Below are 9,560 nucleotides of genomic sequence, written 5' to 3' on the forward strand. Positions count from 1 at the left end.
GGCAATTGCTTAGATCTCGTGATGAAAGGTGGGTTTGTTGCCGTTATGAAGTTCATCAGAAAGATTCGTGGAGAGTGGCTCCGCCGGGCGGCGGTGGTCGCCGCGACCGTCGTCGCACTGCCCGGGTTGATCGGCTTCGCGGGGGGTTCGGCTACAGCAGGAGCATTCTCGCGGCCGGGTCTGCCCGTCGAATACCTCGACGTCCCGTCGGCGGCGATGGGACGCGACATCCGCATCCAGTTCCAGGGCGGCGGACCGCATGCGGTCTACCTGCTCGACGGTCTGCGTGCCCAGGACGACTACAGCGGTTGGGATATCAACACCCCGGCGTTCGAGTGGTACTACCAGTCGGGTCTGTCGACCATCATGCCGGTCGGCGGCCAGTCCAGCTTCTACACCGACTGGTACCAGCCGTCGAAGGGCAACGGCCAGAACTACACCTACAAGTGGGAGACGTTCCTGACCCAGGAACTGCCTGCCTACCTGGAGACCAACAAGGGCGTGTCGCGCACCGGCAACGCCGTGGTAGGTCTGTCGATGGCGGGCAGCGCTGCCCTGACCTACGCGATCTACCATCCGCAGCAGTTCATCTACGCGGGCACGCTGTCGGGCTTCCTCAACCCGTCCGAGGGTTGGTGGCCGATGCTGATCGGGCTGGCGATGAACGACGCCGGCGGGTTCAACGCCGAGAGCATGTGGGGTCCGTCGTCAGACCCGGCGTGGCGGCGCAACGACCCGATGATCAACATCAATCAGTTGGTCGCCAACAACACTCGCATCTGGATCTACTGCGGCACCGGTACGCCGTCGGATCTCGATTCCGGGACGGCCGGACAGAACCTGATGGCAGCCCAGTTCCTCGAAGGGTTCACGCTGCGCACCAACGTCACCTTCCGCGATCGCTACATCGCTGCGGGCGGTAACAACGGCGTGTTCAACTTCCCGGCCAACGGAACGCACACCTGGGCGTACTGGGGTCAGCAGCTTCAGATGATGAAGCCCGACATCCAGCGCGTGCTCGGGGCGCAGTCCGTCACCTAGCACCAACAGAACCACAGGGAGCCTGCCGCAACCCCCCGAGCGGCAGGCTCCCTGCTTTTGTGTGTCAGCCCTGAACCGTCGGGCGGATGGTCAGATCACCGATCTCGACGTCGCGTGGCTGCTCGATGGCGAACGCCACCGCCCGGGCCACCGCCTCCGGGGCGATGGCGAATTCCGGCATACCGGAAGTGATTTCCGGGCCGCCGAGTTCGGTGCGCACGTAGCCCGGGGAGATACTGGTGGTGCGGATGACCCCGTCGGTCGATTCTTGGCGCAACGCCTCCAGCACCGTGCGTACCGCGTTCTTGGTCGCGGCGTACACCCCCATGTTCGGCACGATCTTCAGCCCCGCCGTCGAGACGATGGTGACGAAATCCCCGTGCCCCTGCCGCCGGAACACCGGCGTCGCAGCGGCGATCCCGTTGAGCACTCCGCGCAGATTCACCTCGATCATCGCCGACCACGCCGCGAGATCACCGTCGGCCACCGGGCCCAGCGACGCGATACCCGCGTTACTCACCAACACATCGAGGCGGCCGAATTCGCTGACGGCCGCGGCCACCAGTCGCTCGGCGTCCTCGGGTCGCGTCACATCGACCACTTTGTGGATGACAGCGGCACCCTCGGCCCGCAACGAATCCTGCAGGGCCACCAGCAGATCGGCTCGGCGCGCACCCAGGACGACATTGGCGCCGCGCCCCGCCAGGTGTCGCGCCGTGGCCGCACCGATCCCGCTACTGGCGCCGGTGATGGCAACGACCTTGCCCGTCAGTGGATCAGCTGCACTCACGGCCGCAGCACCAGCTTGCCGCGGGTATGGCGTTCCTCCAGATCGCGATACGCCGCGCGCACCTCATTCAAGGGATAGACCTTCGCGATGGGAACCTCGAGCTCACCGGCCGCAACCAAGCCGGCGAGCTCGGCGACCACCGCCGCGGTGGTGGCCTCCGCGCTACCCACACCCAGCACGCCGTACTGCTCGATCGCGGCGAAATCGATGACGGTGTCGACCCGTTCACGTGCGACGCCCAGTTCGTCCACGGCCAGTGCCACATAGCCGCCACCGAAGAAATCGAGGAACGCGTCGACCCCTCCGGACGGTGACGCCTGCCGCAGCCGGTCGGCCAGTCCGTCCCCGTAGTTGACCGGGATCGCACCGTGCTCGCGCAGCCACCCGTCGTTGGACGGTCCCGCGATACCGAGGACTGTCGCGCCGGCGCGCGCGGCCAACTGCACCGCGATGGTGCCGACACCGCCGGCCGCACCGGCGATCACCACGACGTCCCCCGCGTTCAGACCCACCGACCCGACCGCCGCATAGGCCGTGGAGCCCGCCACATACAGCGATCCGGCCACCTCCCACGGCACGCCCGCGGGCTTGATCGCGAGCTGATCGACGGGCACCGTCACGTACTGGGCGTGACTGGAGCGCCGCAGCGAGAACCCGAGCACCTCGTCGCCGACGGCGAAGTCGTTCACGCCAGGCCCCTGTGCAACGACGACGCCCGCCAGGTCGCTCCCCTGACCCGACGGGAACGTCGCCGGCCAGCGCTCGTGCACCAAGCCGTTGCGTATCATCACCTCGCCCGGATTGATGCCCGCGGCCTTCACCTCGACGAGCACTTCACCGTCACCCGGTACCGGCCGCGGCACGTCCCGCACCTGCAGAACCTCGACATCCCCATAGTGATCGAACTGCACAGCTCTACTCATGGTGGCTATGACGAGGTGCGGCCGACAGGTATTCCGCCCCACGGCGATTCACAGGTGAATAACGTCCACCGCGGCTTTACAGTGACGCCATGACCGTCGACGACGAGAGCGCCCGGGCACGGGTGGATCCGGGTGCGCTCGCCCTGGCCACGGTTGCGGGCGCCGTCGCCTTCATCTTCGGCGGCGGCGACTGGGATGTACTCGCCGTCGTCATCGGTGTGATGCTGCTGCTCATCTTGCTGGCCCACCATCACGGCGCGCCGACGGTACGCACTCCGCGGGCCTTACTTCTGCGTGGAGCCTTCGGCGCCACAACCGGTCTCGCGCTGTGCATCGCCGTCGCACCGGCGATCCAGTTCGGGATCATCGCTCCCTTCTTCCACCACGAGGAGGACGACGGCTTCTCCCGCGACGCGTGGCACACCACCCTGGCGATCGCGGCGCTGTGGCTCGTCGTCGCCACCCTGCTGACGATTTTCGAGCCGCGCATCGCGCGCTGGCTGGACCGCGCCCGGTAGCCCGCTGCCAGCGACCTCCCAGGGTCGCGACCTACCGTCGGCGCAGTGACCGAGCCGGGGCAAGCGGAGCGACGGGAAGTAGATCCGGGGCAAGCACATTCCATGCGACCGGTCCTGCGCGGGATGCTGCTCGACATCGGGCCGGCGTTGGGCGCCTATTACGGCCTCCGCGCATTGGGCTTCTCCGAGTACGTGGCGCTGCTCACCGCCACCGTGCTGGCCGGGATCAAGGTCGCTTACGACGCGATCAAGGCCCGCCGACTCGACCCCTTTGCCGGCTATCTGATGCTGAACTTCGGCCTGAGCCTGGCCGTCGGACTCGCGACGTCGAATGCCCGGCTGTTGATGGTGGGCGACACCCTGGTCGGAGGTATCGGCGGGGTCATCTTCCTGGGCAGCTGTGTGATCGGGACGCCGCTGACCCAGGTGGTGGCGGAGCGGGTTCGATCCACCGAAGAACCGCCGGAACCGGGTGAGGACGCGTTCAAGCACCGTGTGCATGTTCTGCTCTCGGCGATATGGGGAGTCGGCCTGCTGCTGGGCATGTTCCTGAGTCTGGGCATCATCTTTTCGCTGTCTGTCGACGTCGGGAAGGGTGTCAACACGGTGGCATCACTCGCCCTGACCGGTGTGCTGATCCTGATCACCGTGGTCATCGCCAAGAGAGCCGCGTCGCGGTGGGAACAAAGGACCGCCACACAGAGTTGAGTCGGTCAGGTTCAACTTTGGAGGATGGATGTCTGAAGCCACTGCAGTTCCGGTGTTGTTCGTCAGCGAGCCGATCGTGCTGCCCGGCATGGTCGTGCCGATCGAACTGGACGACGCCGCACGCGCCGCGGTCGATGCCGCGCAAGCAAGCCAGTCCGGCAAGTTGCTGATCGCGCCGCGCCTGGATGATCGCTACCCCACCTACGGCGTCATCGCGTCCATCGTGCAGGTCGGTCGCGCCCCCAGTGGCGGCGCAGCTGCCGTCGTGCGTGGTGAGCGCCGCGCACATATCGGCTCCGGCACCACCGGCCCCGGTGCGGCGCTCTGGGTCGAGGTCGAAGAAGCCGCGGAGGCCGACGTCACCGAGGACACCAAAACCCTTGCTGCCGAATACAAGAAGCTGGTGCTGGCGATGCTGCAGCGCCGCGAGGCGTGGCAGATTGTGGACGTGGTCAACAAGATCACCGATCCGTCACAGCTGGCCGACACCGCGGGATACGCCTCGTACCTGACCGACGTGCAGCGGCGGGAGCTGCTGGAGACCGAGGACGTGACCGCGCGGTTGCGTCAACTCATCGACTGGACGGGTGAACACCTGGCCGAGGTCGAGGTCAACGACAAGATCGCCGAAGACGTCCGCGAGGGAATGGACAAGCAGCAGAAGGAATTCCTGCTGCGCCAGCAGCTCAACGCCATCCGCAAGGAATTGGGCGAATTGGGTCCCGACGGGTCTGGAGAAGAAGCTGACTACCGGTCCAGAGTCGAGGCCGCCGACCTGCCGGAGAAGGTGCGCGAAGCCGCGCTGCGCGAGGTCGGCAAGCTGGAACGCTCCAGCGATCAGAGCCCCGAGGGCGGCTGGATCCGCACCTGGCTGGACACCGTCCTGGAACTGCCGTGGAACGTGACGACCGAAGATTCCGCGGACCTCACAGCGGCCCGCGAGATCCTGGACGCCGACCACCACGGTCTGGACGACGTCAAGGACCGCATCGTCGAGTACCTCGCGGTCCGCGCTCGTCGCGCCCAGCGCAACATGTCCGTCGTCGGTGGACGCGGTTCCGGCGCCGTCATGGTGCTGGCCGGCCCTCCCGGTGTCGGTAAGACCTCGCTGGGTGAATCCGTGGCACGGGCATTGGGCCGCAAGTTCGTTCGCGTCGCCCTGGGCGGTGTGCGCGACGAGGCCGAGATCCGCGGACACCGTCGCACCTACGTCGGCGCGCTGCCGGGCCGCATCGTGCGGGCCATCGGCGAGGCCGGCTCGATGAATCCCGTGGTGCTGCTCGACGAGATCGACAAGGTGGGCTCGGACTACCGTGGCGATCCGTCCTCGGCGCTGCTCGAGGTGCTGGACCCGGCGCAGAACCACACGTTCCGCGACCACTACCTGGAGCTGGACCTGGACCTGTCCGACGTCGTGTTCCTGGCGACGGCCAACGTCATCGAGAACATCCCGTCGGCCCTGCTGGACCGCATGGAACTTATCCAGATCGACGGCTACACCGAGGACGACAAGGTCGCCATCGCGCGCGACTACCTGTTGCCCCGGCAGGCCGAACGTGCGGCGTTGACGTCTGAGGAGGTGACGCTGACCGACGCTGCGTTGCGCAAGATCGCGGCGGACTACACCCGCGAACCGGGTGTGCGGCAGTTCGAGCGACTGCTGGCCAAGGCGTTGCGAAAGGTCACGACGAAGCTGGCCGCCTCGGCTGAGCCGTTGGAGATCGACGAGCCGGATCTGGTTGAGTACCTGGGCCGTCCGCGCTTCACACCGGACTCCGACGAGCGCACCGCGGTGCCCGGTGTGGCGACCGGTCTGGCAGTCACCGGCCTGGGCGGCGATGTGCTCTACATCGAAGCCGGGTCGGTCGACGCCGAGCCGGGGCTCAAGCTCACGGGCCAGCTGGGTGACGTCATGAAGGAGTCCGCGCAGATCGCGCTGTCCTACGTGCGTGCCCACGCCGAACAGCTGGGTGTCGATCCGAAGGCGCTGGACCGGCAGATCCACGTGCACGTGCCCGCGGGCGCGGTGCCCAAGGACGGTCCGTCGGCAGGTGTGACGATGGTGACCGCACTGGTCTCCATGGCCACCGGACGCCAGGTCCGCGGCGATGTCGGCATGACCGGTGAGGTCACCCTCAACGGCCGGGTGCTGCCCATCGGCGGCGTCAAGCAGAAACTGCTTGCGGCGCAACGGGCCGGGCTGAAGACCGTCTTCATCCCGCAACGCAACGAGCCCGACCTGGACGAGGTTCCGGCCGAGGTGCTGGCGGAGCTGGAGGTCAGGCCGATGACCGATGTCGCCGAGATCGTCGCGCTGGCGCTGGAGCCCGTCGCCGCGGCCACCCAAGCCGCCTAGTGGCATAACCTCGCGAGCGTGCGTGTTTGTACGGTCTGACACGGTGTGTCGCGTACAAATGCGCACGCTCGCGAGGAGGAAATCATGCCGCTACGCAAGCTCGGGTTCCTGACCATCGGTCGGTTCGACGTGGACAGCCCCGGTCCCGGTATCGAGGAGACGCTGCAGACGATCGAACGCGCCGAGGATCTCGGCTATGACAGCGTGTGGTTGCGCTGCAGGCACTTCCAACCCGGCATCTCCTCGCCCGTTGCCATCATGGCCGCCGCGACCCAGCGCACCTCCCGGATCGAGTTGGGCACCGCGGTCATCCCACTGGGTCTGGAGAACCCGGTGCGCCTGGCCGAGGATCTGGCCACCGTAGACATCCTGTCCGGCGGGCGGATCAACCCCGGGGTGTCGGTGGGCACCCCGATGCTCTATGACCACTACAAGGCCGGCCTGTACCCGGAATCCCATGATGTGCAGGACTTCTCGAAGGAGCGGGTGCTGCGGCTGCTGCGGGCGCTGCGTGGCGAACCGGTCAGCGACTTCGAGGGCGTGACGGGTATCGAGCAGTTCGTCCGATCGGTGCAACCGCACTCCGCAGGACTGGCCGGCCGGGTCTGGTACGGCGGCGGCCGTGAGTCGGCGATCTGGGCCGGCACCCAAGGCATCAACTACCTGACCAGTTCCGTCGTGAGTATCGAGGGCACCGAGTCTCGGGACTTCGCGACCATCCAGGCCGAACACATCGACGCCTACCGTGCGCACCACCCCGAACCCGAAAAAGCCAGAGTGTCGCAGGGATTGGTGGTCATCCCGACCGATTCGGCCACCGACGACCAGATCCGCCGCTACCGGGAGTACGCCGTGGCGCGGTTCGAACGCACCAAGACCCCGCAGGGCCCTCGTGGAATGCTCTTCTCCCCCGACTACGTCGGCACGTCCGACGAACTGGCCGACCAGCTGTCCGCACATGCCGGCTTCGCCCGCGCCGACGAGGCGACGTTCGCGCTGCCGTTCTCGTTCGAGCCCGAGGACTACTCGCAGATCATCGCGGACCTGGCACAACGGCTGGGCCCTAGACTGGGTTGGACACCGACCCAGGAGGCCTGACGTGCCCGACCTGCCCACCCTCAAACGCCGCATCGTGCACACCGTTCAGCGCTACGTCCTCAACCCCGTCGGCAGGCGACTCCCGGTCACCATGCTGGAAACCACGGGGCGCAAATCGGGCCAGCCGCGGCGTACTGCCGTCGGCGGGCGCGTCATCGACGACGCCTTCTGGCTGGTCTCCGAACACGGCACCGAATCCGACTACGTGAAGAACATCAAGGCCGATCCCGCAGTTCGTGTCCGGCTACAGGGGCGCTGGCGTACCGGCACCGCGCATCTGCTGCCCGACGATGACGCGAGTGCGCGGCTGGCCAGTCTGCCGCAGCTCAACAGTGCGGTGGTCCGGGTGGTGGGCAGCGATCTGCTGACCATCCGCATCGACCTCACCTGACATGGCCTACGACGAGGATCTGGCCAACCGGATTCGCGAGATCCTGGCCACCACCCCGAACATCGACGAGAAGCGGATGTTCGGCGGTCTGGCGTTTCTGGTGAACGGCAATATGGCGGTGGCCGCCAGTGGTCACGGTGGCCTGATGGTTCGGGTGCCGCTCGAGGAGACTGCGGCCCTGGTGGCCCGCGAGCACGTCGAGCCCATGGTGATGGCCGGCCGCGAGACCCGGGGCTGGATACGCGTCGGAGCCGAAGGTGTGCGCACGGCACGCCAGCTGCGCCCATGGGTGACGCGCGGCATCACGTACGCGACGGGGTTGGCGCCCAAGTAATCCGGGTACGCGAGCGAGATGGCAGACGACGCCGCCACGGTCTCTGGCCTGCTGAGGCAGGTCGGAGGGACGTTCGCCGACCGAGCGGGAATCACGCTGCGGAATAAGCCCAAGCCGCTGTTCCAGTTGCTCGTCTTGGCCATGCTCGCGAGTAAGCCGATCGGCGCCGATGTCGCAGTGGCCGCAGCGGGCGAAGTCTTCCGGTGCGGCGTACGTACTCCCGCCGCGGTGCTACGTACAGACCGACAAACGCTGATCGAGGCATTCGGGCGGGCCGGCTACGCGCGATACGACGAAAGCTCTGCAAGCCGGCTGACCGCGCTGGCTACACGGGTCCGCGAGACGTATTCAGGAGACCTGAGACGGCTCGCCGACGAATCGGGTCACGACACGCATGCCGTATCCAGCGCCTTAAAGCAATTCGACGGTATCGGCCCGACCGGCGCCGACATCTTCCTTCGTGAGGTTCAGAGCGTATGGCCTTGGGCACAGCCATATTTCGATGATCGCGCAATCGCCGGCGCACAGAGACTCGGCCTACCCGAGGACCCCGCCAGGTTGCTCGAACTATCCGACGGCCGCCCCGCCCATCTGGCGGCCGCGCTGGTACGGGTTGCGCTCGACGACGACCTGTCCGAGCGCGTCACCGCTCACTGAGCTCGGCCCCAATCTGCACTGACGGAACGGCTGGTCATCCGGACTTGTCGTACCACTCTGCGAGAATTTTGGCATGTCCACCGCGACAGCGTCTTTGGCTCCCAAGGAGCGCCTTGAGGTGCTGTTCGGGGAGCTCAGCGAGTTGTGCGGTCAGCGCAATGCCATCGACGGCAAGATCGTGGCGATCGTCGCGCAGTTGGAGCGCGAGGACCTGGCCGGTATGACCGGCGCCAAATCGGTACCGGCACTGGTGGCCTGGAAAACCGGGGTCTCCACCCGTAACGCCGAGACCATGGTCGCCGTCGCCCGACGACTCGACGAACTGCCGCGTTGCACCGACGGGTTACGGGACGGCCGGTTGTCACTGGATCAGGTCGGTGTCATCGCCGAACGCGGCGCCGACGGCTCCGATGAGCACTACGCCGAACTGGCCGAATCCGCGACCGTCACCCAACTGATCAAAGCGATCAGCCTGGCACCGAAACCCGAGCAGCCTTCCCGCCCCGATCGGGGGCCGGAATTCAGCAAGACCGTCGAAGACAACTACACCACCTACCGGATCCGGCTGCCCCGCATCGACGCCGCGMAATTCGAGGCCGCACACCAATCCCACCGCGACAAACTGATCGCCGACCACCAGGGTGACGTTCCGTTCCCCACCAAYGTGGAYGCGTTCATGAGCCTCGTCGACGCCGGCTGGGACGCCGACGTCGCCCGCCGCCCCCACGGCCAACACACCACCGT

Annotated in this window: 11 protein-coding genes; 9 read left to right on the top strand and 2 right to left on the bottom strand. The window is 66.8% G+C overall.

Annotation, left to right across the window (positions count from 1 at the left end; genetic code table 11):
- Positions 1 to 45: 45 nt before the first annotated feature.
- Positions 46 to 1,041, top strand: a complete 996-nt coding sequence (locus tag AC1DY7_RS27115) for an esterase family protein (protein WP_477496841.1) — start codon at positions 46 to 48, stop codon at positions 1,039 to 1,041.
- 64 nt (positions 1,042 to 1,105) lie between these two features.
- On the opposite strand, the gene AC1DY7_RS27120 is transcribed toward AC1DY7_RS27115, so the two are convergent.
- Both AC1DY7_RS27120 and AC1DY7_RS27125 read right to left on the bottom strand, forming a co-directional pair.
- Entirely contained in the window at positions 1,106 to 1,831 is a 726-nt protein-coding gene (locus AC1DY7_RS27120) for an SDR family oxidoreductase (protein WP_477496842.1), read from the bottom strand.
- Positions 1,828 to 2,754, bottom strand: coding sequence for an NADP-dependent oxidoreductase (locus tag AC1DY7_RS27125; protein WP_477496843.1), 927 nt, complete (start codon positions 2,752 to 2,754; stop codon positions 1,828 to 1,830). Before AC1DY7_RS27125 ends, AC1DY7_RS27120 begins: the two co-directional genes overlap by 4 nt.
- A gap of 89 nt (positions 2,755 to 2,843) precedes the next feature.
- On the opposite strand from AC1DY7_RS27125, the gene AC1DY7_RS27130 reads away from it, so the two are divergent.
- The 8 genes from AC1DY7_RS27130 to AC1DY7_RS27165 all read left to right on the top strand — a co-directional run.
- Positions 2,844 to 3,272 carry a hypothetical protein gene (locus AC1DY7_RS27130; RefSeq protein ID WP_477496844.1) on the top strand — a complete coding sequence of 143 codons (429 nt, stop codon included), beginning with the start codon at positions 2,844 to 2,846 and terminating at the stop codon, positions 3,270 to 3,272.
- Between the two features lie 102 nt (positions 3,273 to 3,374).
- On the top strand, positions 3,375 to 3,980 hold the full coding sequence (locus tag AC1DY7_RS27135) for a VC0807 family protein (RefSeq protein WP_477496845.1): 606 nt from the start codon (positions 3,375 to 3,377) through the stop codon (positions 3,978 to 3,980).
- A 28-nt stretch (positions 3,981 to 4,008) separates the two neighbouring features.
- A complete protein-coding gene (lon, locus tag AC1DY7_RS27140; RefSeq protein WP_477496846.1) occupies positions 4,009 to 6,336 on the top strand; it encodes an endopeptidase La in 2,328 nt (775 codons plus the stop codon).
- Positions 6,337 to 6,420: 84 nt separating this feature from the next.
- Positions 6,421 to 7,434, top strand: coding sequence for an LLM class flavin-dependent oxidoreductase (locus AC1DY7_RS27145; RefSeq protein WP_477496847.1), 1,014 nt, complete (start codon positions 6,421 to 6,423; stop codon positions 7,432 to 7,434).
- A gap of 1 nt (position 7,435) precedes the next feature.
- Positions 7,436 to 7,825 carry a nitroreductase/quinone reductase family protein gene (locus AC1DY7_RS27150; protein WP_477496848.1) on the top strand — a complete coding sequence of 130 codons (390 nt, stop codon included), beginning with the start codon at positions 7,436 to 7,438 and terminating at the stop codon, positions 7,823 to 7,825.
- A gap of 1 nt (position 7,826) precedes the next feature.
- Positions 7,827 to 8,159 carry a TfoX/Sxy family protein gene (locus tag AC1DY7_RS27155; protein ID WP_477496849.1) on the top strand — a complete coding sequence of 111 codons (333 nt, stop codon included), beginning with the start codon at positions 7,827 to 7,829 and terminating at the stop codon, positions 8,157 to 8,159.
- A gap of 18 nt (positions 8,160 to 8,177) precedes the next feature.
- Positions 8,178 to 8,816: an HhH-GDP family DNA glycosylase gene (locus AC1DY7_RS27160; RefSeq protein WP_477496850.1), complete on the top strand. Its 639-nt coding sequence runs from the start codon at positions 8,178 to 8,180 to the stop codon at positions 8,814 to 8,816.
- A gap of 73 nt (positions 8,817 to 8,889) precedes the next feature.
- The coding region (locus AC1DY7_RS27165) for a DUF222 domain-containing protein (RefSeq protein ID WP_477496851.1) at positions 8,890 to 9,560 on the top strand (671 nt) is incomplete at its 3' end.

The sequence above is a fragment of the Mycobacterium sp. P2_H7 genome, from assembly GCF_056403275.1.

Excerpts from the sequence above, each read along its gene's own strand:
- AC1DY7_RS27145 (WP_477496847.1), top strand. The coding sequence starts at position 6,421 with ATGCCGCTACGCAAGCTCGGGTTCCTGACCATCGGTCGGTTCGACGTG.
- AC1DY7_RS27135 (WP_477496845.1), top strand. The coding sequence starts at position 3,375 with ATGCGACCGGTCCTGCGCGGGATGCTGCTCGACATCGGGCCGGCGTTG.
- lon (WP_477496846.1), top strand. The coding sequence starts at position 4,009 with ATGTCTGAAGCCACTGCAGTTCCGGTGTTGTTCGTCAGCGAGCCGATC.
- AC1DY7_RS27115 (WP_477496841.1), top strand. The coding sequence starts at position 46 with ATGAAGTTCATCAGAAAGATTCGTGGAGAGTGGCTCCGCCGGGCGGCG.
- AC1DY7_RS27125 (WP_477496843.1), bottom strand. The coding sequence starts at position 2,754 with ATGAGTAGAGCTGTGCAGTTCGATCACTATGGGGATGTCGAGGTTCTG.
- AC1DY7_RS27130 (WP_477496844.1), top strand. The coding sequence starts at position 2,844 with ATGACCGTCGACGACGAGAGCGCCCGGGCACGGGTGGATCCGGGTGCG.
- AC1DY7_RS27160 (WP_477496850.1), top strand. The coding sequence starts at position 8,178 with ATGGCAGACGACGCCGCCACGGTCTCTGGCCTGCTGAGGCAGGTCGGA.
- AC1DY7_RS27155 (WP_477496849.1), top strand. The coding sequence starts at position 7,827 with ATGGCCTACGACGAGGATCTGGCCAACCGGATTCGCGAGATCCTGGCC.